The following is a 21,756-nucleotide window of genomic DNA, read 5'->3' as shown; positions in this document are numbered from 1 at the left end:
GCGATGTCTGACTCCCCGGCCTGTGGCGCGGCCGCAGTCCCACCACGCAGTGCTGCGGCCACCAGGCCGGCCGCATGGACGGGTGGTTTGGCGCACCGCACCAGACCCCGGCATAGGTGCAAGCCCCGATCGCCATGGCATGGCACGGTTTTCATAATTACCAAAAATTATGCGTAATCATGTCGCCGTCAGGGCTCGCCGCGGCTGCCATGGTTCCCCTTGCTGGATCCATTCCTGCTGACCCCAGCCATGCGCTCCGTTGCCGATTCCTTGCACCGTCAGGCCGCCGAAGGCCTGCGCGAGCTGATCTTCGCCGGTGAGCTGGCGCCGGGCAGCTTCCTCGACGAGGCCGCGCTGTGCGAGCGCCTGACGGTGTCGCGCACGCCGCTGCGCGAGGCGCTCAAGGTGCTGGTGGCCGAGGGCATGTTGCGCCATGAGCCGCGCCGCGGCTGCTTTGTGGCCGAGATCACGGAGCGCGACGTGGAGCAGATCTTCCCGGTCATTGCGCTGCTCGAAGGGCGCGCCGCCTACGAGGCCACGGGCCGCGCCGGCCCGGCAGACCTGGCCGCGCTCGAGGTGCTGCACGAGCGCCTGCGCGCACATGCCGAGGCGGGCCGCATCACCGCCTACTACGAGGCCAACCACGCCATCCACGAGGCCTTCATCACCCTGGCCGACAACCGCTGGCTCGCCCAGGTGATTGGCGACCTGCGCAGAATCCTGCGCCTGGCCCGGCACCAGACCCTGCATGTGCCCGGCAGGCTGCAGCAAAGCCTGGCCGAGCATCTGCAGGTGTTCGCGGCGATCAAGCGGGGCGACGCCGCCGCTGCCGAGCAGGCCATGCGCCACCATCTGTTTGCGCAGCGCGATGCACTGCGTGAACTGACCCGCAACCCACCGTCCCGGATCGCACCATGAACACCACATCGACCTGGATCTCGCGCAGCGTGGACCGGCTGCGCTCGGCTGGCAAGGGCAAGGGCGGGGGCGGGGGCGAGGGCGCCGCCCAGCCGCCGCAGCCCGCGCGCAGCACGCATGAGCGCCTTGAGGCCACGCTGCGCCGCGGCAGCGAGGCGCTGTCGCCGCGCGCGCTGCGCCAGCTGCTCGCGCAGTTGCAGGAGGTGGTCGCACCGCGCGTGAGCGAGATCGAGGGCGGGCGCCGCGCACAGGCCATTGCCGCCTGGTATGGCGGCGCCGAACCCGGGGAGCGGCGCGACCTGTGGCAGCTCATGGTCGAGCAGTTCGCCCCCGACGTCGCGCACATCAGAAACGCCCACGAGCGCTACGAGGCCGCCAAGGGCACGGCCGACGAGCCCCAGGCCGAGGCCCATCTGCGTCGTGCGCTGGCGTCGCCGCGCACGCGGCTGCTGCAGCGCTTTGCGGCCTTCCCCGAGGGCATGCGCTTTCTGGTCGATCTGCGCGCCGAGCTGCTGCGCGAGCTCAAGGGCGACAAGCGTCTGCTGCCGCTGGAGACCGAGCTCGAGCAGCTGTTCTCGACCTGGTTCGACGTGGCCTTTCTTGAATTGAAGCGCCTGTCGTGGGACTCGCCGGCCTCGCTGATCGAAAAGCTCATCAAGTACGAGGCCGTGCACGACATCCGCAGCTGGGCCGACCTCAAGAACCGCCTGGACAGCGACCGGCGCTGCTACGGCTTCTTCCATCCACGCCTGCCCAATGAGCCGCTGATCTTCGTGGAGGTGGCGCTGACGGGCGAGATCTCGGCCAGCATCACGCCACTGCTCGATGAATCGGCCGAGGCCGTGGACATCCAGCGCGCGACCACGGCCATCTTCTATTCGATCAGCAGCACGCAGGATGGGCTGCGCGGCGTGAGCTTTGGCGACTCGCTCATCAAGCATGTGGCCGAGACGCTGATGGCGGAGTTTCCGCGCCTGCGCCAGTTTGCGACGCTGTCGCCCATACCGGGCTTTCGTGGCTGGCTGGCCAAGCATGGCGCCACGCAGCTCGAGCGCCTGGACGAGCGGCAGAGGACCGAGCTGGCGCGTGCGCTGGGCATGGAGCTGCCGCAGATCGGTCATGTGCTGGCCGCAGCCGACAAGGCGCTGGAGCTGGCGCCGAAGTCGCCCGTACGCCAGTTCGTGCTGCAATGCGCGGCAAGGTATCTGGGGCGCGAGCTGCAGGACGGCAAGCCGCTCGATCCCGTGGCGCGCTTCCACCTGGGCAACGGCGCACGCGTGGAGCGGCTGAACTGGGCCGGCGACCCCTCCGCCAAGGGGCTGAAGCAATCCTTCGGCCTGATGGTCAACTACCTCTACGACTTGAAGCGCATCGACAAGCACCGCAGCCTGCTGGCGCAAGGGCGCGTGCCGGTGTCGGGCGACGTCGAGAGCCTTTTGTAAAACCCGACACACCTGTTCATTCACCCCAAGCAAAACCATAGGAGGCAAAACAATGCACAAGAACATGGACACCACCCGCATCCAGTCCACCCTGGGCCGGCGCGACCTGTTGCGCGCCGCCGGCGCGGCCGGACTGGCGCTGGGCGCGGGTGGTGCCTGGGCCCAGGCTGCGGGCCCATGGCCTGCCAAGCCCGTGAACCTGATCGTGCCCTTCCCGGCGGGCGGCGGTACCGATGCATTCGCGCGCCCGCTGGCCGCGCAGTTCGCCAAGACCACGGGCAAGACGCTGGTGGTGGACAACCGTGGCGGCGCCGGCGGCACCGTCGGCGCGAGCGCCGCGTCCAAGGCGCCGGCCGACGGCTACCACCTGTTCATGGGCGGCGTGCACCATGTGATCGCGCCCTCGATGTACCCCAAGCTCGACTACGACATCGAAAAGGACTTCGTTGCGCTGGCGCTCCTGGCCAGCGTGCCCCAGGTGGTGGTGGTCAACCCGCGCAACGTCAAGGTGGCCGACATCCGCGAGTTCCTGACCCTGGTGAAGTCCAGCCCCGGCAAGTTCAACTACGGCTCGGCCGGCGCGGGCAGCTCGCACCATCTGGCCGGCGAGCTGTTCAAGATCCAGACCGGCAGCTTCATCACCCACATTCCGTACCGCGGCGCGGGCCCGGCGCTGCAGGACCTGATAGCGGGCAATGTGGACATGATGTTCGACGGCCTGGGCTCGTCTGCCGCGCACATCAAGGCCGGGCGCATCAAGGCGCTGATGGTCTCGGGCAGCCGGCGCAACCCGGCCTTCCCCGACGTGCCCTGCGCGGCCGAGGTGGGCCTGCCGGACTACACCGTCTCCACCTGGTACGGCCTGTGGACGCCCAAGGGCACGCCCGCCGACGTGCAGGCGCGCATCGTCGAGGAGGTGCGCAAGCTCGGCCAGAGCGATGACATCAAGAATATCTGGGCCGGCAATGGCGCAGAATTCGGCCAGCTGTCCCAGGCCGATTTCGGCAAGATGGTGGGCAGCGAGGTCCGGCGCTGGGCCCAGGTCGTCAAGGCCTCGGGCGCGCGGCTGGAGTGATGGTGCCGAGCCACCGCGCCGCACCGTCTGCGGCCCGTGGCCTGATTGAGAGAGTGTTTTTGCATGACAGCTGAAGTAGTCGCGGCCCCGGCCGTGGGAGAGGCCGGCGCACGCGGCGTGCTGCGCGTGACGCTGCGCCACGACGGGCGCCTGAACGCCATGTCACGCGCCATGTGGCGCCAGTTGCGCTCCGTGTTTGAGAGCATTCAGCGCAGGACTGACGTGCGCTGCGTGCTCATCGAAGGGGCAGGGCAGGCGTTCTGCGCGGGGGGCGACATCTCCGAGTACCCGTCGTTTCGCTTCGACGCCGCGCAGCTGCGCGAATTCCACGAGGGCGAGGTCTGGGGTGGTCTCGCGGCCATGCTGGCCTGCGACGTGCCCATCGTCGCGCGCATCGCCGGCGCCTGCATGGGCGCGGGCGTGGAGATCGCGAGCTGCTGCGACATCCGCATCGCCGAGCAGGGCGCGCGCTTCGGTGCGCCGATCGCCAAGCTTGGCTTTCCGATGGCGCCGCGCGAGGCGGCCCTGGTGGCCGCGGCCGTGGGCGACGTCACCGCGCGCCAGATGCTGCTGGAGGCCGCCACCTTCGGCGCACAGGAGATGGCCGGGCGCGGCTTTCTGAGCCGCGTCGTCGCCGCGGATGCGCTCGAGGCCGAGGCCATGGCCAGCGCGCTGCGCATCGCCACGCTGGCCCCGGCCGCGGCGCGCATGAACAAGCAGACGCTGCGCGCGGTCTTGATGCAAAAAATGGCTCTAACTCCCGCCAGTCAAGCGCAAGCAGCTATTGATACGATAGCTGACCCGTACGCCTATGCCGACAGCGCCGAGCACCGCGAGGGCATCACCGCCTTCCTGGCCAAGCGCGCCCCCGTTTTTTGATGCATTGGGACTTGAACACCATGAGCACCACCGACCAGAACCTGTTTGCCGCATTGCGCGCAGCCTTCCCCGCGGACCTGGACCAGATCGCCGTCGAGGCCAGCACGGCAGACGGCCAGCCGCTCCTCTACACCTGGCGCGACCTGGACCGCGCCAGCGCCCGCATCGCCAACCTGCTGGCCTCGCTGAACCTGGCCGAGGGCAGCCGCATCGCCGTGCAGGTGGAAAAGTCCGTCGAGGCCATGCTGCTGTACCTGGCCACGCTGCGCGCGGGCTATGTGTTTCTGCCGCTCAACACCGCCTACCAGAGCGCCGAGATCGAATACTTCATCGCCAACGCCGAGCCCGCGGTGGTCGTCTGCACGCCGGGCAACTTTGGCTGGGTGTCGAAGATTGCCTTCACCGCGGGTACGCAGCATGTGTTCACGCTGGGCGACGACCGCACGGGCAGCCTGCTCGAGCGCGCCACGCATTTCGGCGACGAGCATGCCTGCGTGCCGCGCCGTGCCGACGACTTCGCCGCCATCCTCTACACCAGCGGCACCACGGGCCGCAGCAAGGGCGCCATGCTCTCGCACGGCAACCTGCTGTCCAACGCGCTCGTGCTCAAGGACTACTGGGGCTGGCGGCCTGGGGACGTGCTGATCCACGCGCTGCCCATCTTTCACGTGCATGGCCTGTTCGTGGCCATCCATGCGGCCCTGCTCAACGGCAGCAAGATGATCTGGCTCGCGAAGTTCGAGCCCAAGTCAGCCATCGCCGCCATGGCGCGCGCCACGGTGTTCATGGGCGTGCCCACGCTGTACGTGCGCATGCTGGCCGAGAAGTCCCTCACGCGCGAGGCCGCTGGCCACATGCGGCTGTTCATCTCGGGCTCGGCGCCGCTGCTCATCGAGACCTTCAAGGAATGGCAGGAGCGCACGGGCCACACCATCCTGGAGCGCTACGGCATGAGCGAGACCATCATGCTCACCAGCAACCCCTACGCGGCCGACGCACGCCATGGCGGGCAGGCAGAGCGCCGCGGCGCCACCGTGGGCTTCCCGCTGCCGGGCGTGGGCCTGCGCGTGGTGAACGACGCGGGTGCGCCGCTGGCCGTGGGCGAGATCGGCAACATCCAGGTGCGCGGCCCCAATGTGTTCCAGGGCTACTGGCGCATGCCCGAGAAGACCGCCGAGGAGTTCACGCCGGACGGCTGGTTCAAGACCGGCGATGTGGGCCGGCAGGACGAGCGCGGCTACGTGAGCATCGTCGGCCGCAGCAAGGACCTGATCATCAGCGGCGGCTACAACGTCTACCCGGCCGAGATCGAGGGCTACATCAACGAGATGCCGGGCGTGGCCGAGAGCGCGCTCGTCGGTGTGCCGCACCCGGACTTCGGCGAGGTGGGCGTGGCGGTGGTCATCCCCAGGCCGGGCGCGCAGCTTGACGGCGAGGCCATCATCGCCCAGCTCAAGAGCCAGCTGGCCAACTTCAAGATCCCCAAGCGCTGCTTCATCGCCACCGAGCTGCCGCGCAACACCATGGGCAAGGTGCAGAAGAACCTGCTGCGCGAGCAGCACAAGGGGTTGTTTGCCTGAATGCGCCGGCGTGCTCGCACAAAAAAGGCGGCCACGGCCGCCTTTCTGCTTCTGGTTTGATAGCTGCTTGCGCTTGCTGCAAAAGCGCTGAGCGCCGATTTACCTCAATACCAGCACCGGGATGTGCGAATGCGTCAGCACATGCTGCGTCTCGCTGCCGAGCAGCAGGCGCTTGAGGCCCTTGCGGCCATGCGAGGCCATGACGATGAGGTCGCAGTTGTGCTTCTTGGCGGCGGAGATCACGGCCTCGGCGATCAGGTCGGACTTGGTCACCACGGCCTTGACGGTCACGCCCTCCTTGGCGCCGCGCGTCTTGACCTTGTTCACGAGTTCCTGGGCCGCATCGCTCCACTGCTTCTCGATGCGCTTGATGTCAGCGGTGTCCACGGGCAGGTTGCCGTCGAAGTAACTGCGCGGATAGCGGGGCACCACCTTGAGTGCAACCACCGATGCGCCCGTCAGGCCCGCCAGAGAAAGGCCGCTCTCCACGGCCGCTTCCGACAGGGGCGATCCATCCGTGGCGATCAGTATGCGTTTGTACATGAGTTGCTCCTAATATTTGGTTGATACCGCAGTCCAGCATAGATGAGTCCTCGGCCCTTGCCTGGATGCGCAAGCGGGATGTTACCCCGCCATAGGGATAATCCTAGACCTATGTCAAACGAACCCGCCGGCTTGTTGGCAGCCACAGAGCCTGAGGCTGCATCGGATCCCACCACGTTGCTCGACGATCCGCAGGAATGGTCCGCCTTTGGGCGGCCCTGCGGCGTGCAGGCGGCCGGCGCTGCTGCCACGGATACCACCTGGGAGTCGCACCTGGTGCTGGAGGGCATGCACTGTGCGGCCTGCGCGCTGACGATCGAGGAGGCGCTGCGCCGCGTGCCCGGCGTGAGCGATGTCGATGTGAGTGCGGCCACGCACCGCGCGCGCGTGGTGTGGAACCCGGCGCAGGTCCGGCCCTCGCAGTGGATGCGGGCCGTGCGCAAGGCGGGCTATCGGCCATTGCCCGCGCTGGATGCGCTGGCGCGCGACCAGCGTCAGCGCGAGAGCCGTCGTGCCCTGTGGCGCTGGCTGGTGGCCGGCTTTTGCATGATGCAGGTCATGATGTACGCATGGCCGGCCTACCAGGCCATGCCCGGAGACCTGAGCACGGAGATGGAGCAGCTGCTGCGCTGGGCGTCGTGGGTCATCAGCCTGCCCGTGGTGCTGTTTGCCTGTGGGCCGTTTTTCTCCAGTGCGCTGCGAGACATACGTCTGCGCAGGGTCAGCATGGACCTGCCCGTGGCGCTGGGCATGCTGATCACCTTTGTGGTGAGCATGCTGGGCACTTTCGATCCCACGGGGCCGTTCGGTCGCGAGGTGTATTACGACTCGCTGACCATGTTCGTCTTCTTTCTGCTCACGGGCCGCTGGCTGGAGCTGCGTCTGCGCGACCGCACGGCGGGGGCGCTGGAGGCCGTGATGAACCGCCTGCCCGACAGCGTGGAGCGCCGCGCGGCCGATGGCGGCTATGAGCGCGTGGCAACGCGCCGATTGCAGCCGGGCGATGTGATAAGGGTGTTGCCGGGCGAGGTCTTCCCGGCCGATGGGCGCGTGCTCGGCGGCACGACCCAGGCCGACGAGGCCTTGTTGACGGGCGAGTCCACGCCCGTGGACAAGAGCCCCGGCGATGCCGTCACGGCTGGCAGCTACAACCTGCGGGCGGCGGTGGAGGTGAGCGTCGAGGTGCTCGGTGACCAGACCCGGTTTGGTCAGATCGTGGCGCTCATGGAGAACGCTTCTCTGCAGAAGCCGCGGCTGGCACAGCTCGCTGACCGGGTGGCGCGTCCCTTTCTGGTCGCGGTGCTGCTCGCGGCGGCACTGGCGGCCGCCTGGTGGTGGCCCAAGGATCCGAGCCACGCGCTGATGGTGGCAGTGGCCGTGTTGGTCGTCACCTGCCCCTGCGCGCTGTCGCTCGCCACCCCGGTGGCCATGCTCACCGCGGCCGGGACCCTGGCGCGTCGCGGCGCGCTGGTGCGCAATCTGCAGGCGCTCGAGGCGTTGTCGCATGTGGACACCGTGGTGTTCGACAAGACGGGGACCCTGACGCGCGACCGGTTGGAGTTGACGGACATCCATGTGACGCCAGAGGGCGCGTTGACCACGGCACAGGCGCTGGGGCTGGCCGCGATGCTGGCGCGCCACTCGTTGCACCCGGTCTCACGTGCGTTGGTTCAGGCTGCAGACGATCAGGCCTTGCGGCGCACCGATGCATGGCAGGTGGACGGCGTCGAAGAGCTGACGGGCGCCGGCCTTCAGGCACGCGCGCGGCACGCGGGCTCGCAGGGGGACATGATCCTGCGCCTGGGTTCCGGTCGTCATGCGCGCGTGCAGGGGGACGATGGTGCGCAACGGGTGGTGCTGTCGATGGAGCGGGCGGGCCAGGTCATCGAGCTTGCACGGTTTGGCTTCAGCGAAGAGCTGCGCCCCGAGGCCACCGTCGTCGTCCAGCAGTTGCGTGAGGCGGGTGTCGCCGTGGAACTGCTGTCTGGCGATCACGCCGCAGCGGTGCAGCGCGTGGCCGCGCGTATCGGGATAGAGGCTGCGCGCGGAGGCTGCTCGCCGCAGGACAAGCTGCAGCACCTGCAAGCGCTTCAGGCCCAAGGCCGGCATGTCGCGATGGTGGGCGATGGCCTCAACGATGGGCCGGTGTTGGCGGGCGCCCACGCTTCGTTTGCGTTTGGCAAGTCTGTTGCGTTGGCGCAAGCCCGTTCTGACGTCGTTGTTTTGGGGGACAATCTCACCCTCGTGGGAGAAACCCTGGTTCTTTCACGGCGAACCATGCATGTCGTGCGGCAGAACCTGTTGTGGGCCGCAATTTACAACGCCGTCGGCGTTCCACTGGCCATTGCGGGCTATATGCCGGCATGGCTGGCAGGCCTGGGCATGGCGCTCAGTTCGCTGCTGGTGGTGTTGAACGCTGCGCGTCTGGCGCGTGCTGCGTCCGGCCCGGATATGGGTGCCAAGTCACCGCTTGGCGCGCCAGGACCAATGAAGGTGACGTGACCATGGATGTCTTGTATTTGCTGATTCCTCTTTCGGTCGGACTCGTGCTGTTTGTGCTCGCAGGCCTGTGGTGGGCCGTGTATCGAGGGCAGTTTGAAAACGTCGATCAAGAAGGGGAGCGCATTCTGCGGAATGATTGACATTGGTCAATTACCCCAATGCGAATCGGGTTGAAACTTTTTCTGCTTATCAATGAGGTAACCGATGGAGTCATCACAAACAAAAGTTGCGCACTACGACGATACCGTAGTGCGGCAGTTTTCAATCATGGCGGTTGTCTGGGGGGTGATTGGCATGCTGGTCGGCGTGTTCATCGCCGCCCAGCTGACATGGCCTGAGCTGAATTTTGGTATCCCATGGCTGAGCTATGGCCGTCTGCGTCCGCTGCACACCAATGCGGTGATCTTCGCCTTCGGTGGCTGTGGTCTGTTTGCCACCAGCTACTACGTGGTGCAGCGCACCTGCCAGACCAAGCTGTTCGGCGGGCCACTGATCCCTTTCACCTTCTGGGGCTGGCAGCTTGCGATCGTGGCGGCAGTCATCACCCTGCCGCTGGGCTACAACCAGAGCAAGGAATACGCTGAGCTGGAATGGCCCATCGACATCCTGATTGCGCTCGTCTGGGTGTCCTATGCCATCGTGTTCTTCGGCACGATCGGCAAGCGCAAGGTCAAGCACATCTATGTCGCCAACTGGTTCTTTGGCGCCTTCATTCTGGCGATCGCCCTGCTGCACATCGTCAACAACATCTCGATCCCTGCAGGTTTCCTCAAGAGCTACTCCGCATACGCGGGCGTGCAGGATGCCATGGTGCAGTGGTGGTATGGCCACAACGCCGTGGGCTTCTTCCTCACGACGGGCTTCCTGGGCATGATGTACTACTACATCCCCAAGCAGGCAGGCCGCCCGGTGTACAGCTACCGCCTGTCCATCGTTCACTTCTGGGCGCTGATCTTCACCTACATGTGGGCCGGCCCCCACCACCTGCACTACACGGCCCTGCCGGACTGGACACAGTCGGTGGGCATGGTGTTCTCGCTGATTCTTCTGGCTCCGAGCTGGGGCGGCATGATCAACGGCATCATGACCCTGTCGGGTGCCTGGCACAAGCTGCGTGACGACCCCATCCTGCGCTTCCTGATCGTGTCCCTGTCGTTCTACGGCATGTCCACGTTCGAAGGTCCGATGATGTCCATCAAGACCGTCAACGCACTGTCGCACTACACGGACTGGACCGTCGGTCACGTGCACTCCGGCGCCCTGGGCTGGGTGGGCCTGGTGACCATGGGTTCGCTGTACTACATGATCCCGCGACTGTTCGGGCGTGAGAAGATGCACTCCGTCAAGGCCATCGAGCTTCACTTCTGGCTGGCCACCATCGGCATCGTGCTCTACATCGCTGCGATGTGGATTGCCGGTGTGATGCAAGGTCTGATGTGGCGTGCGGTCAACCCCGATGGCACCCTGACCTATACCTTTGTCGAGAGTGTCAAGGCGACCTATCCGTTCTACGCGATCCGCTTCCTGGGTGGCGTGCTGTTCCTGAGCGGCATGTGCATCATGGCCTGGAATACCTGGATGACCGCCATCTCGGGCCGCTCCGTCAAGGTCGCCATCCCGGCCGTCAATCCGACTCACGCCTGAGGTCTGAGGAATTTGTAGATGTCCAATACACACAATCAAAAGAGTTCGGGCTTCACCCACGAGAAAGTTGAAACCAGCAACTTCCTCATGATCGTCCTGATCCTCATCGTGATCGCGATGGGCGGTCTGGTGGAAATCGTTCCCCTGTTCTTCCAGAAGTCGACGACCGAAGCGGTGCAGGGCCTCAAGCCCTATACGGCGCTGCAGCTGGCCGGGCGTGATGTCTATCAGCGCGAAGGTTGCTACAACTGTCATTCGCAGATGATTCGCCCGTTCCGTGCAGAGACCCTGCGCTATGGCCATTACTCCGTGGCGGGTGAGTTCGTCTACGACCACCCGTTCCAGTGGGGTTCCAAGCGCACCGGCCCGGATCTGCATCGCGTCGGCGGCAAGTACAGCGACGAATGGCATCGCATTCACCTGATCAATCCGCGCGATGTGGTGCCGGAGTCGAACATGCCCGCCTATCCGTGGCTGGAGAAGAACCAGGTAGATGCGGCCAGCATGCCTACGCACATGCGCGCACTGCGCCGCGTTGGCGTGCCCTACACCGATGAGGAGATCGCCGGCGCGGAGGAATCCGTCAAGGGCAAGTCCGAGATGGAGGCCGTCATTGCCTATCTGCAGGTGCTTGGCACTGCAGTGAAGTAAAGGGAGCCGGATATGGACGTCACCACCATGCGCATTGTGGTCACGCTGGCTTCGCTGGCGTGCTTTGTGGGCATCTGGTACTGGGCCTTCATGGCTCGCAACCGTGCCCGGTTCGAAGAGGCGGCCCAGCTGCCCTTCGCCAATGACGATTGATTGCTCCAACCGATACCAAGAGATAACCCATGAGCGATTTCACCAGTAACTTCTGGTCTATTTATGTGGCCGGGATCACGCTTGCCGGAATCATCGGCTGCGCCCTGCTGCTGTGGCTGACTTCTCGCAAGAAGGTCGAATCGGCAGCAGACAACACGACAGGCCATGTCTGGGACGAGGACTTGAAGGAAATGAACAACCCCATGCCGCGTTGGTGGATGTGGTTGTTTGTCATCACCATCGTGTTTGCGTTTGCCTATTTGGCTGCCTACCCGGGCCTTGGTACGTTCAAGGGACAGTTGGGCTGGACACAGTTGGGAGAATACCAAGCCGAGGTTGACAAGGCCAACGCGGAACTCAAGCCGCTCTATGCGCGCTTTGATGGCATGAAAACCGAGGAAATAGCAGCCGACCCCGCGGCCATGGCGATTGGCGAGCGCCTGTTCATGAACAATTGCGCGCAGTGCCATGGCTCGGACGCGCGCGGCAGCAAGAGCTTCCCGAACCTCAGCGACGGTGATTGGCTTCACGGGGGCACTCCGGACGACATCCGCAAGACCATCCACGATGGCCGCGTGGGTGTGATGCCTCCCATGGCTGCTGCCGTGGGCTCGGCGGACGATGTGCGCAATCTGGCGCACTATGTCCTGAGCCTGTCGGGTAGCCCGCACGACTCGCTGAAGGCATCGCTTGGCAAGTCCAAGTTTGCTGCCTGTGCGGCGTGCCATGGCATGGACGGCAAGGGCAATACTGCGCTGGGAGCCCCCAACCTCACTGATGACATTTGGCTGCACGGTTGGGGTGAAGCGGCGATTGTCGCTATGATCAACAACGGCAAGACCAATGAGATGCCGGCTCAGTCAGGGAAGCTGACGGATCAGCAGATCAATGTGTTGGCAGCATATGTCTGGGGCTTGTCCAACAAACCCGACGCGGCTAAATAATATTACTGATATGAGCCGGGCCCCCTCGTGGGGCGCCGGCTTTTTTATTGTGCAAGACATTCTTGCAACAAGAGATTTCCACGATGAATCCAGGCCAGGGAAAGCCCCGCAAGGTGATACCGATCGCGCCTAACAAGGCCGAGACGTCCAAGGGCGAATCTGTGTCCCTGTACGAGGCACAGAAGAAGGTCTATCCGCGATCCATCAGCGGCATTTTTGCGCGATGGCGCTGGGTCATGGTCTATGTGACCCAGCTGATTTTTTATTGCTTGCCTTGGTTCCAGTGGGGCGAGCGGCAGATGGTGCTTTTCGATCTGGGTGCGCGCCGCTTCTATATTTTCGGCCTGGTTCTCTACCCTCAGGATTTCATCTATCTGACGGGGCTGTTGATCATATCTGCCTTGGCCTTGTTCTTGTTTACCGCGGTGGCTGGGCGGCTCTGGTGTGGGTTCTCCTGCCCGCAAACCGTCTATACAGAGATATTCATGTGGATTGAGCACAAGATCGAGGGTGATCGCAGTGCTCGGATACGCCTGGACAATGGACCATGGAATTTTGAGAAGATCTGGAAGAAGACCCTCAAGCAGGTCATATGGGTGACTGTTGCCTTCTGGACAGGTTTTACCTTTGTCGGTTACTTCGTCCCGATTCGTGAACTGGGCGGCGAGCTGCTTGCGTTGCATGGGACCTGGCAGCTTTTCTGGGTTTTCTTCTATGGTTTGGCTACCTATGGAAATGCGGGCTATCTGCGTGAGCAGGTTTGCAAGTATATGTGTCCCTATGCGCGATTCCAGAGCGCAATGTTTGACCGCGACACCCTGATCGTCACCTACGATCCCGAGCGTGGCGAGCCGCGTGGGCCTCGCGTGAAGACCGTGGATCACAAGGCCAAGGGCTTGGGTGATTGCATTGACTGTTCCTTGTGTGTTCAGGTGTGTCCGACGGGTATTGATATCCGCAACGGCCTTCAGTATGAGTGTATTGGTTGCGGTCTGTGTGTGGATGCATGCAATACCGTGATGGACAAGATGCAATATCCGCGTGGGTTGATTCGGTTTTCAACACAGAATGGTGTGAAAAACCACTGGACTCAGGCGGAGATATTCAAGAGGGTGCTTAGGCCGCGCGTGCTTTTCTACACCACCATACTGCTGGCGCTTTGTATTGGAATGATGGCGAGCTTGGTCGTTCGCACTCCATTGAAGGTGGATGTGGTGCGGGATCGTGCTGCCTTGTCCCGTATTGTCGCTGGCGGCAAGTTGGAGAATATCTATCGTTTGCAAATCATGAATGCCACCGAGGGCGTTCAGCGCTATACCATTGCGGCACGCGGCCTTGAGGGTCTGGAGGTCGTGTCCGATGGGGATGTCGAAATAGGCCCTGCGGAGTCGCGCTGGGTCGTCGTGCGCTTGCAGATTCCTTATGGTTCGGCGGCGCCGGGTTCGCATCCGGTGTATTTCGATATTCGAGAGCAGGGTGGCCAGGCCGGGGTTGCGGAGAAGTCGGTGTTCCTTGTTCCTCGTTAGCAAGGGAGCAGTGCTGTTCTTATGTTTGTTGGGCCTTCATTGGGTCGCGGAGTTTGATGTCATGACCACAACTACACCAGAGACCAATCTGTCGGCAAAGCAGCCATGGTGGAGATATGGCCATGTCTGGTTGATCATCGCCGGGCCAGTAATTGTGGTAATTGCAGGCTTCGTGACGCTTTGGCTTGCACTTGCTCAGCCTGACCCACTATTGTCTGAAGACTATTATCAAAGAGGTCTGAATATCAACGAGACCCTGAAGAGCCAGGACGCAAGCATGACACCTGCCATCAAGGGTAGAAATCATGCGGCTACGCCGGCGGAAGACCAGCCTCGCTGACGCAGCGAGCTGGCCGGCCTAGGGGGAAACGGGAAGACACGGGTTGCACATCTGATGCTAGGCTTTCGCAGGTCAATCTGGAGGTGCTTCTATGTGGGTGCAGCGACTGATGTGGATTGCCTGGCCGGCATTCCTGATGGCCGGCGTTCTCGAGATGCTGGTGTTTGCCTTTGTTGATCCTGCCGCGCTGCAATGGTCTGACGAGCCAACCCGGCTCTCGCGAGAGGCTGTCTATACGGTCGCATTCTTTGCATTTTGGGTGATCATCATGATCTCGGGCGCACTCACAACGCTGCTTGCCGCTTCTCCGTTCGAGTTCAATGGCTCCCCTTCATCGCGCAGGACTGGGCGCGATGGTGATTCGAACTACGCCTCCTGATCCACCAGTTTGCTTTGAGTGTGGGGGGCAGGTGAAGCCCGGAACTGGCTAGTGCCCAGACTGCTGATTGTTCACGATTCGCTTCAAGGCTTCTGTATTCACAATGCGAACGTGACGTTGCTTGACTTCGACAATTCCGTCTTCGACGAACTTGGAGAAGGTGCGGCTCACCGTCTCCAGCTTGAGGCCCAGGTAACTTCCAATCTCCTCGCGGGTCATGCGCAGCACCAGTTCCGACTGTGAGAATCCCCGCGCGTGAAGACGCTGCACCAGGTTCAGCAGAAAGGCTGCAAGCCGTTCTTCCGCACGCATGCTTCCGAGCAGAAGCATGACGCCATGTTCCCGCACAATCTCCCGGCTCATGATCTTGTGGACATGGGTCTGCAATGCGGTGAATTCGCGCGACAGCTCCTCGATGCGTTCAAATGGCATCACGCAAACCTCGGCATCTTCGAGGGCCACGGCATCGCAGGTGTGTCGATCGTTGACGATTCCGTCGAGGCCTATGATCTCACCTGCCATCTGAAAGCCGGTGACTTGGTCGCGTCCGTCCTCGGTGGCCACGCAGGTCTTGAAGAATCCGGTGCGTATGGCAAAGAGAGACGTGAAGGGCTCGCCATTGCGAAAGAGCGTGCCCCCGCGTTTGACCTTGCGGCGCACCGCGACGATATCGTCGATGCGCTTGAGCTGCTGCTCGTCCAGCCCTACAGGCATGCACAACTCGCGCAAGTTGCAGTTCGAGCAGGCTACTTTGATGGACTGAGGAGTGTGCATGGATATCCGGTTCATGATGCGAGCCTGCCCCTGGCCACTGTGGAAGCGGGTTGCATCGCAACTTGTTGGAAGACTTTGATCTAAGGCTGCATTGTCGTCCATTGGACATTGCGGATGCTTGATCGACGTCAAGGACGCTGACCAGACTGTACGGCACAGTGCGCTCGAACCGCAAGGAATCCCTTCATGACTGTCGTTACAACTGAGCTTCTGCGTCGCTTTGACGTTCCGGGGCCGCGTTACACCTCCTATCCCACTGCAGATCGCTTTGTGGAGGCATTTGGAGAGAAAGAGTACATCCTTGCACTGGCACAGCGCCGTGTCGGGTCCGTGGCCAAGGCCATGCCGCTGTCCCTGTATGTACACATCCCGTTTTGCGAGTCCCTTTGCTACTACTGTGCATGTAACAAAATCATCACCAAGCATCCCGAGCGTGCCGAGGTGTACCTACGGTACTTGAGCCGTGAGATCGATTTGCATACCGCGCACTGCGGCATCGGCCAACATGTGAGCCAGCTGCATTTTGGAGGTGGAACGCCGACGTTCCTGTCCGACGATGGTTTGCGGGAATTGATGGGCATGCTCAAGCGGAGCTTCGTGTTCGTGCCTGGGGGGGAGTACTCCATCGAAGTGGATCCCCGTACGGTGGATGAGCAGCGACTGGCACTCCTGGCGGAACTGGGCTTCAACAGACTCAGCTTCGGCGTGCAGGACTTTGATCCCGAAGTGCAGAAGGCTGTGCATCGGATACAGCCTGCCGGGAAGGTGTTTGGTCTGGTCGAGAGTGCGCGCAAGCTGGGCTTTGAATCAGTCAACGTGGACTTGATCTACGGCTTGCCCAGGCAAACGCCCGAGTCATTCGACCGTACCTTGGAGCAGGTCGCCCAACTGCGTCCTGATCGCATTGCGCTCTATGCCTATGCCCATCTGCCTGAACGCTTCAAGGCGCAGCGACGGATCATCACTTCAGAACTGCCGATGGCATCCGCCAAGGTGTCCATGTTGGCGCGCTCCATAGATGCGTTCATGAACGCCGGTTACGTCTATGTGGGCATGGACCATTTCGCGTTGCCCGACGATGCGCTCGCTGTGGCCAAGCGTCAGGGGCGGTTGCATCGCAACTTCCAAGGCTACAGCACGCAGCCCGATTGCGATCTGATCGGCCTTGGTGTGTCGGCCATTGGTCGGGTGGGCGCAACCTACAGTCAGAACGCGAAGACGCTTGATGAGTATTACGACGCAATCAACCATGGCCACCTGCCGGTCGTGCGTGGCCTGGCGTTGACCAAGGATGATCTGGTGCGGCGCGCGGCCATCATGGCCCTCATGTGTCAGGGGGAGTTGCTTTTCGAGCCGTTTGAACAGTCTTGGCTCATTGATTTCCGGCGCTATTTTGAGGCCGAGCTGCGACAACTCGAGGAGATGGAGCAGCAGGGACTTGTTGTCGTTTCGCCTGAGGGCGTCACTGTCACCACGATGGGCTGGTTCTTCGTGCGGGGTGTCGCAATGGTGTTCGACAAGTATTTGCAGGCAGATCGGAACCGAGCGCGGTTTTCACGCATCATCTGAGCCATGCTATTGGCTCTGGCCTCGACGGCTTTCTTGATGGGGGTGACAGGTGGGCCGCACTGCCTTGTCATGTGTGCTGCACCTTGCGCGGCATTGACATGCGGCGGTGTCGTCGCAGGCAAAGGGCATTCGCAGGCAACGAGGCCAACACCGCGCGGCGCCACGTTTCGACGCATGGCAGGCTTTCACATGGGGCGACTTGCGGGTTACGGCGCAGCAGGTGCTGCGGTAGCCCTTGCGATGGACCGATTGGCGTGGTTGAGTCAGAGTAGCGCAGCCCTGCGCCCCGTGTGGACATTGTTTCACGTGCTGGTTCTGGGCTGGGGGCTGCTGATGATGCTTCAGGCAAGGCAGCCCGCCTGGCTGGAGAATGCTGGTCGTTCGGTGTGGGTACGCGTGCGTGCGCTCGCGTTGCGTCCGGGGGGGCTCTTTACCATCGGCATGGCCTGGGCACTGCTGCCTTGTGGTCTGCTGTATACCGCCTTGCTGACCGCCGCACTCAGCGGTAGCGTGGCGCGCGGGGCATTGTGCATGGTGCTCTTTGGTGTCGGAAGTGCCATATGGTTGATTGCCGGCCCCTTGGCATGGCAGCGGGCGAGAGCGCGCATGCAGCGCATCGTCAGTTCCATGGCGACCAGGCTGGCTGGGCTGGTGCTCTTTGCTATGGGGAGCATTGCATTGTGGATGGACGTGGTGCACGGTCAGCCCGCACCCTGGTGTTTGCCTTGATTGCCCGATACAAGTGTTGAATATTTGCATCATAGGGCTTACGTAACAAACATGTGACTCATGTAACTGTGATAATGGTTCACACGCAATGCGCAGATGCGGTTTGGCATCTGCGCACACACCGAGAACCGTGCAACAGTGAGTCAGTCAATCCTTATCAGTGTCGATGCGCTACGGGTGGGCATGTACATCCAGCTCGAGGGAGGGTGGATCAACCATCCCTTTCCGATGAGCAGCTTCAGGATCTCGTCGCCGAAGCAGATACATGTACTCCGAAAGATTGGCATGAAGACCGTGCGCTATCTTCCGGCCAAAAGCCTCGTCACCACATCCGCCCTGGATCGGTTCGCACGAAGCAGTCCCGCGCCGCTGGAGTACATCGTTGACAAGGCCAGCACGATTGCGCAGCCTTCCGAAGCGGCGGATGAAGACCTGATACGCCAGTACCTGGCAACGCAGGAACGCTGTCAGCAACGCTTCGTGGACTCTGCGGGCGCGTATTGCGCTATCGCTGTCGATGTACGTGAGGCGCCGCAGCAGGCGCGCATGCAAGCCGAGGCTCTGATTGACGTTTGTGTCAACGATCTTCTGACGCAGGGCCCATGTGCCGTGCACCTGTTGGCCGGCGCGGTCGACCGGCACTCTGCCGCTCACGTGGTCAACGTCATGGTTCTGGCTCTGCTGCTCGGGCAAGCACTGGGTCTCAAGGCACCGGAACTCCATGGTTTGGGGATTTCGGCCTTGCTTCATGACCTGGGCAAGGTGGAGTTGCCTGAACATATCGCCGAGCCGGGCGCAATGCTCAGCCCCGACGACATGCACCGGTATCGCGAACATGTAGGACTGTCCGTGGCGCTCGGCCAGCGAATGGGGCTTCCGAGTGATGTGCTCATTGCCATTGCGCAGCATCATGAAATGGCTGACGGCAGTGGATTTCCATTGCACCTGATTGCGGACGACATGAGCCTCTGGGGGCAGATCCTGGCCCTGGTCAATCGCTATGACCGCCTGTGCAATCCGTTGCACGGAGAGCCGGCCATGACGCCACATGAGGCCGTGGCCAGTCTCTACGCGTTGCGGCGAGAATGCTTTGATGTCGCAGTGCTGGCCGCGTTCGTGCGCATGATGGGTGTGTACCCGCCTGGAACACTGGTGCAGCTTGTCGATGACAGCTTTGCACTGGTGGTGAACGCAGATCCCAGCCATCCACTGCGTCCCAACGTCATTTCGTATCGGGCCGATTCCGCGCATGGAGAGGTTCAGTTGCTGAGACTCGCACATCGCCCGGACCTTGGGATCTTGCGCAGCGTGAAACCGGCGCAGCTGCCGCGTGAGGTGCTGGACCATTTGCTGCCGCAGCCGCGCATTTGCTACTACTTCGAGCGTGCGCAGGATTCGGTGGAGCGGGGGAGGCGTCGTGAGTAACGCAGGTGGGCAGCCATTCGAGGCCATCTGGAATGGGCTGAGTCTTGCCGCCTGGTTGGTGGATGCGACGACGCTTCAGATCCTGCAGGCGAACGATGCCGCGGGGCAGTTGGTGGGCAGACGCAGTGCCGACATGCGAGGCATGCTCGTTCTTGAGCTGGCGGCCACCCCGGAGGATCAGATTTTCTGGAGCCAGTCAGGTGCGGACATTGCGGCGGGCATCCATTCGCACAGCTGGGTGCGCAATCTGCGCAGCGGGGCGCTGGTGCCGGTGGATCGTCGCGTCATCGCCATTGACGCACCCGCCTCACCGCATGCCACCCAGTGCCTGCTGGTGACCATGCAGGATCGGTCGGAGCAGGAAGCGTCGCGCCTGGAACTGGAGGCATTGCTTTCCGAGTTGCGCGCTACGCTCGATTCGTCGGTCGATGGCGTGCTGACCTGCGACCTGCAGGGGCACCTGCGGGCCTTCAATCAGCGCCTGGCACAGATATGGCAGCTGCCACACGAATTGCTGTTGAAGCGCGATGACGCTGCGATTTGGGCGTACATGCAAAGCCAGGCGCTGGATTCGGAGTTCTTCCGTGCGCGACTGGCAGCGATTGCGCACGAACCCGCTTGCGAGACGGCAGATGTTCTGCGATTGCGCAACGGCACCATCGTGGAGCAGCGCTCCAGGCCGCAACTTGTCCAGGGGCGTCCCGCAGGTCGTGTGTATGCCTATCGCGACATCACTGCGCAGCACATGGCTGAAGCCGATCTGAGGCTGGCAGCGAGGGTGTTCGAGTCGAGCCTGGACGCCATCTTCATCGCGGACAAGCATGGTGTGATCACACGCATCAATGCCGCATGTGCTCAACTGCTGGGGGCGTCGGCGGAGCATGCGGTGGGACAGCCTGTGACCAGTCTCTTTGCATCGGCGCAACGTCAGAGCGACCTCCTGCCCGAGGTGCATCGCGCGTGGTTGCATCAAGGTCATTGGGGAGGGGAGCTGCCCCTGCGCCGGGGTGATGGCCTCCATTGCAGCGTGCACCTGTCCTGGGTGGCTCTTAGAGATGACGACGGAGGCACGCAGCAAAGCATAGGCTTCATGCGTGACCTGACGCAGCAACTGGCAGCCAAGCAGCGCATAGAGGAGCTTGCGTACAGCGACACACTCACCGGCCTGCCCAATGGACGGCTCTTGTCCAAGAGGGTCGGCGCCGCCATCGAGGCCTCGCGCGCCAGCGGTGACGGATTCGCAATTCTTTTTCTGGATCTCGATCGCTTCAAGATCGTCAATGACTCGCTGGGACACGCCTTCGGCGACCGCGTGCTCAAACTGGTGTCCGAGCGCCTTCTGCATTGCTTGCGTCAATCGGACATGCTGTGCCGCCTCGGTGGCGATGAGTTCGTGATCTACCTGCACGGTGCCGATACGGAGGTTGCCGAGGCGGTGGCGCGGCGCATGATCGATGAAATGCAGTCACCCTTTGTGCTCGATGGGATGGCGTTCTCCATTCAATGCAGCATTGGCCTGTCCATGTTCCCGCAGGACGGTGACTCGCTCGATGAGCTCATCAAGCAGGCCGATACTGCCATGTATCAGGTCAAGGAACGTGGGCGCGGCAGCTACGGTTTCTATCGGCCACAGATGAATGCCAATCTGCTGTCGCGCATGAAGATGGAGCATGCCATGCGCCAGGCGCTGGGGCAGGGGCATATGACGGTGCATTTCCAGCCTCAGGTGGACATGAACGCCGGAACCATTGTTGGTGTGGAGGCGTTGGCCCGGTGGACGGATCCGGAATTGGGTGTCGTATCGCCGGGCGTGTTCATCCCGCTCGCGGAGGAGTCCGGCTTCATTGTCACTCTGGGCGCCTGGGTGATGGAGCAGGCGATCAAGGAGGCGGCCTACTGGCATGACCGCGGCACCTCGCTGCTGATGTCCGTGAATGTCTCCGCGCTGGAGTTCCGGCAGGTCGGTTTTGTGGAGCGCGTTGCGACATTGCTCAGTCGATATGGCTTGCCGGCGCAGCAGCTGGAATTGGAACTCACCGAAAGCGTACTGCTGCACGATGCAAAGGAGATGGAGCAGGTGCTTGCGGCATTGACCGGCATGGGACTCCGCCTTGCCATCGACGATTTTGGTACGGGCTATTCCAGCCTGGCCTATCTGAAGAAGCTGGCCATTCACAGGCTCAAGATCGACAGAACCTTCGTATGCGGCCTGCCGGCCGACGAAGGCGACTGTGCCATTGTCCAGGCCGTTGTCAGCATGGGCCGCGCCCTCGGAATCGAGGTGGTTGCCGAGGGAGTGGAAACACAGGCGCAGCGCCAGTTGCTGCAGGACATGGGGTGTGAGCACTACCAGGGCTACCTGTGCGCGCCGGCCTTGCCGGCCGCTGAACTGCGCAGCCGCGCGGCGGAATTCTCCAAGCTGCCTGCGAAGCCCAAGCGCCCGGTCGTGAGGCCCGTTTGCCGGTCGCGTGCAACCAAGCATTGACGGCGAAGGCGAGGCGCCGACGCGGGCTCAAAAATCAGAGGTGTCTGCGAAAGCTACCGGACCGGCATCCTGAACCGGGGGTTCAGGTGGGCGAGGGCAACCAGGCGTTGGGTTCATCTGACGCGAGATGATCACGCTCACCAGGCAATGTACCAAGCCCGAGCTCGTTGAGCATTGGTTCAAGGAAATATAAAGCCC

20 protein-coding genes are annotated in these 21,756 nt (G+C 62.7%); 18 read left to right on the top strand and 2 right to left on the bottom strand.

The window, feature by feature from the left end:
• Positions 1-249 precede the first annotated feature (249 nt).
• From ABUE11_RS12710 to ABUE11_RS12690, 5 genes are all read left to right on the top strand, one after another.
• Positions 250-918, top strand: coding sequence for a GntR family transcriptional regulator (locus tag ABUE11_RS12710; RefSeq protein ID WP_367065605.1), 669 nt, complete (start codon positions 250-252; stop codon positions 916-918).
• A complete protein-coding gene (locus tag ABUE11_RS12705; RefSeq protein WP_367065604.1) occupies positions 915-2,360 on the top strand; it encodes a malonyl-CoA decarboxylase in 1,446 nt (481 codons plus the stop codon). Before ABUE11_RS12710 ends, ABUE11_RS12705 begins: the two co-directional genes overlap by 4 nt.
• Before the next feature lie 52 nt (positions 2,361-2,412).
• The gene (locus ABUE11_RS12700; RefSeq protein ID WP_367065603.1) at positions 2,413-3,435 is read left to right on the top strand and encodes a tripartite tricarboxylate transporter substrate binding protein; all 1,023 of its coding nucleotides are present in this window, start codon (positions 2,413-2,415) and stop codon (positions 3,433-3,435) included.
• 63 nt (positions 3,436-3,498) lie between these two features.
• Positions 3,499-4,314 carry an enoyl-CoA hydratase/isomerase family protein gene (locus tag ABUE11_RS12695; RefSeq protein ID WP_367065602.1) on the top strand — a complete coding sequence of 272 codons (816 nt, stop codon included), beginning with the start codon at positions 3,499-3,501 and terminating at the stop codon, positions 4,312-4,314.
• A 20-nt stretch (positions 4,315-4,334) separates the two neighbouring features.
• Positions 4,335-5,894 (top strand): malonyl-CoA synthase, encoded by a 1,560-nt coding sequence (locus ABUE11_RS12690; RefSeq protein ID WP_367065601.1) that lies wholly within the window; start codon positions 4,335-4,337, stop codon positions 5,892-5,894.
• 99 nt (positions 5,895-5,993) lie between these two features.
• Here ABUE11_RS12690 and ABUE11_RS12685 read toward each other — a convergent pair whose 3' ends face one another.
• On the bottom strand, positions 5,994-6,437 hold the full coding sequence (locus ABUE11_RS12685; RefSeq protein WP_367065600.1) for a universal stress protein: 444 nt from the start codon (positions 6,435-6,437) through the stop codon (positions 5,994-5,996).
• Positions 6,438-6,548: 111 nt separating this feature from the next.
• Between ABUE11_RS12685 and ABUE11_RS12680 the strand changes: the two genes are divergently transcribed.
• The 9 genes from ABUE11_RS12680 to ABUE11_RS12640 all read left to right on the top strand — a co-directional run bounded on the left by ABUE11_RS12680 (position 6,549) and on the right by ABUE11_RS12640 (position 14,576).
• Positions 6,549-8,939 (top strand): cation-translocating P-type ATPase, encoded by a 2,391-nt coding sequence (locus tag ABUE11_RS12680; protein WP_367065598.1) that lies wholly within the window; start codon positions 6,549-6,551, stop codon positions 8,937-8,939.
• 2 nt (positions 8,940-8,941) lie between these two features.
• Positions 8,942-9,079: a cbb3-type cytochrome oxidase assembly protein CcoS gene (ccoS, locus tag ABUE11_RS12675; RefSeq protein ID WP_367068815.1), complete on the top strand. Its 138-nt coding sequence runs from the start codon at positions 8,942-8,944 to the stop codon at positions 9,077-9,079.
• 64 nt (positions 9,080-9,143) lie between these two features.
• Positions 9,144-10,583 carry a cytochrome-c oxidase, cbb3-type subunit I gene (gene ccoN / locus ABUE11_RS12670; RefSeq protein ID WP_367065596.1) on the top strand — a complete coding sequence of 480 codons (1,440 nt, stop codon included), beginning with the start codon at positions 9,144-9,146 and terminating at the stop codon, positions 10,581-10,583.
• Between the two features lie 18 nt (positions 10,584-10,601).
• Complete coding sequence (gene ccoO, locus ABUE11_RS12665; protein ID WP_367065595.1) at positions 10,602-11,234, top strand: cytochrome-c oxidase, cbb3-type subunit II; 633 nt, start codon at positions 10,602-10,604, stop codon at positions 11,232-11,234.
• A 12-nt stretch (positions 11,235-11,246) separates the two neighbouring features.
• Entirely contained in the window at positions 11,247-11,387 is a 141-nt protein-coding gene (locus ABUE11_RS12660; RefSeq protein WP_367065593.1) for a cbb3-type cytochrome c oxidase subunit 3, read from the top strand.
• A 29-nt stretch (positions 11,388-11,416) separates the two neighbouring features.
• Positions 11,417-12,331, top strand: coding sequence for a cytochrome-c oxidase, cbb3-type subunit III (gene ccoP / locus ABUE11_RS12655; RefSeq protein ID WP_367065592.1), 915 nt, complete (start codon positions 11,417-11,419; stop codon positions 12,329-12,331).
• An 83-nt stretch (positions 12,332-12,414) separates the two neighbouring features.
• On the top strand, positions 12,415-13,857 hold the full coding sequence (ccoG, locus tag ABUE11_RS12650; protein WP_367065591.1) for a cytochrome c oxidase accessory protein CcoG: 1,443 nt from the start codon (positions 12,415-12,417) through the stop codon (positions 13,855-13,857).
• Positions 13,858-13,918: 61 nt separating this feature from the next.
• The gene (locus ABUE11_RS12645; RefSeq protein ID WP_367065589.1) at positions 13,919-14,197 is read left to right on the top strand and encodes a FixH family protein; all 279 of its coding nucleotides are present in this window, start codon (positions 13,919-13,921) and stop codon (positions 14,195-14,197) included.
• A gap of 91 nt (positions 14,198-14,288) precedes the next feature.
• Positions 14,289-14,576 carry a hypothetical protein gene (locus ABUE11_RS12640; protein WP_367065588.1) on the top strand — a complete coding sequence of 96 codons (288 nt, stop codon included), beginning with the start codon at positions 14,289-14,291 and terminating at the stop codon, positions 14,574-14,576.
• A 48-nt stretch (positions 14,577-14,624) separates the two neighbouring features.
• On the opposite strand, the gene fnr is transcribed toward ABUE11_RS12640, so the two are convergent.
• Positions 14,625-15,365: a fumarate/nitrate reduction transcriptional regulator Fnr gene (fnr, locus tag ABUE11_RS12635; RefSeq protein ID WP_367068814.1), complete on the bottom strand. Its 741-nt coding sequence runs from the start codon at positions 15,363-15,365 to the stop codon at positions 14,625-14,627.
• A gap of 171 nt (positions 15,366-15,536) precedes the next feature.
• On the opposite strand from fnr, the gene hemN reads away from it, so the two are divergent.
• The 4 genes from hemN (at position 15,537) to ABUE11_RS12615 (ending at position 21,558) form a co-directional block, all read left to right on the top strand.
• Positions 15,537-16,919, top strand: a complete 1,383-nt coding sequence (gene hemN, locus ABUE11_RS12630; protein WP_367065586.1) for an oxygen-independent coproporphyrinogen III oxidase — start codon at positions 15,537-15,539, stop codon at positions 16,917-16,919.
• Between the two features lie 3 nt (positions 16,920-16,922).
• Complete coding sequence (locus tag ABUE11_RS12625) at positions 16,923-17,648, top strand: sulfite exporter TauE/SafE family protein (protein WP_367065585.1); 726 nt, start codon at positions 16,923-16,925, stop codon at positions 17,646-17,648.
• Positions 17,649-17,744: 96 nt separating this feature from the next.
• Complete coding sequence (locus tag ABUE11_RS12620; RefSeq protein ID WP_367065584.1) at positions 17,745-19,073, top strand: HD domain-containing phosphohydrolase; 1,329 nt, start codon at positions 17,745-17,747, stop codon at positions 19,071-19,073.
• Entirely contained in the window at positions 19,066-21,558 is a 2,493-nt protein-coding gene (locus ABUE11_RS12615; RefSeq protein ID WP_367065583.1) for an EAL domain-containing protein, read from the top strand. Before ABUE11_RS12620 ends, ABUE11_RS12615 begins: the two co-directional genes overlap by 8 nt.
• Positions 21,559-21,756: the final 198 nt, after the last annotated feature.

Source organism: Oryzisolibacter sp. LB2S, assembly GCF_040732315.1.
Taxonomy (GTDB): domain Bacteria; phylum Pseudomonadota; class Gammaproteobacteria; order Burkholderiales; family Burkholderiaceae_C; genus Alicycliphilus; species Alicycliphilus soli.
The sequence above is the reverse complement of the archived record's forward strand: the minus strand, read 5'-3'. Positions and strand labels throughout refer to the sequence as shown.

Bases quoted from the DNA above. Each gene is read 5' to 3' on its own strand.
- ABUE11_RS12710 (WP_367065605.1), top strand. From the start codon at position 250: ATGCGCTCCGTTGCCGATTCCTTGCACCGTCAGGCCGCCGAAGGCCTG.
- ABUE11_RS12705 (WP_367065604.1), top strand. From the start codon at position 915: ATGAACACCACATCGACCTGGATCTCGCGCAGCGTGGACCGGCTGCGC.
- ABUE11_RS12700 (WP_367065603.1), top strand. From the start codon at position 2,413: ATGCACAAGAACATGGACACCACCCGCATCCAGTCCACCCTGGGCCGG.
- ABUE11_RS12695 (WP_367065602.1), top strand. From the start codon at position 3,499: ATGACAGCTGAAGTAGTCGCGGCCCCGGCCGTGGGAGAGGCCGGCGCA.
- ABUE11_RS12690 (WP_367065601.1), top strand. From the start codon at position 4,335: ATGAGCACCACCGACCAGAACCTGTTTGCCGCATTGCGCGCAGCCTTC.
- ABUE11_RS12685 (WP_367065600.1), bottom strand. From the start codon at position 6,437: ATGTACAAACGCATACTGATCGCCACGGATGGATCGCCCCTGTCGGAA.
- ABUE11_RS12680 (WP_367065598.1), top strand. From the start codon at position 6,549: ATGTCAAACGAACCCGCCGGCTTGTTGGCAGCCACAGAGCCTGAGGCT.
- ccoS (WP_367068815.1), top strand. From the start codon at position 8,942: ATGGATGTCTTGTATTTGCTGATTCCTCTTTCGGTCGGACTCGTGCTG.
- ccoN (WP_367065596.1), top strand. From the start codon at position 9,144: ATGGAGTCATCACAAACAAAAGTTGCGCACTACGACGATACCGTAGTG.
- ccoO (WP_367065595.1), top strand. From the start codon at position 10,602: ATGTCCAATACACACAATCAAAAGAGTTCGGGCTTCACCCACGAGAAA.
- ABUE11_RS12660 (WP_367065593.1), top strand. From the start codon at position 11,247: ATGGACGTCACCACCATGCGCATTGTGGTCACGCTGGCTTCGCTGGCG.
- ccoP (WP_367065592.1), top strand. From the start codon at position 11,417: ATGAGCGATTTCACCAGTAACTTCTGGTCTATTTATGTGGCCGGGATC.
- ccoG (WP_367065591.1), top strand. From the start codon at position 12,415: ATGAATCCAGGCCAGGGAAAGCCCCGCAAGGTGATACCGATCGCGCCT.
- ABUE11_RS12645 (WP_367065589.1), top strand. From the start codon at position 13,919: ATGACCACAACTACACCAGAGACCAATCTGTCGGCAAAGCAGCCATGG.
- ABUE11_RS12640 (WP_367065588.1), top strand. From the start codon at position 14,289: ATGTGGGTGCAGCGACTGATGTGGATTGCCTGGCCGGCATTCCTGATG.
- fnr (WP_367068814.1), bottom strand. From the start codon at position 15,365: ATGAACCGGATATCCATGCACACTCCTCAGTCCATCAAAGTAGCCTGC.
- hemN (WP_367065586.1), top strand. From the start codon at position 15,537: ATGACTGTCGTTACAACTGAGCTTCTGCGTCGCTTTGACGTTCCGGGG.
- ABUE11_RS12625 (WP_367065585.1), top strand. From the start codon at position 16,923: ATGCTATTGGCTCTGGCCTCGACGGCTTTCTTGATGGGGGTGACAGGT.
- ABUE11_RS12620 (WP_367065584.1), top strand. From the start codon at position 17,745: ATGCGGTTTGGCATCTGCGCACACACCGAGAACCGTGCAACAGTGAGT.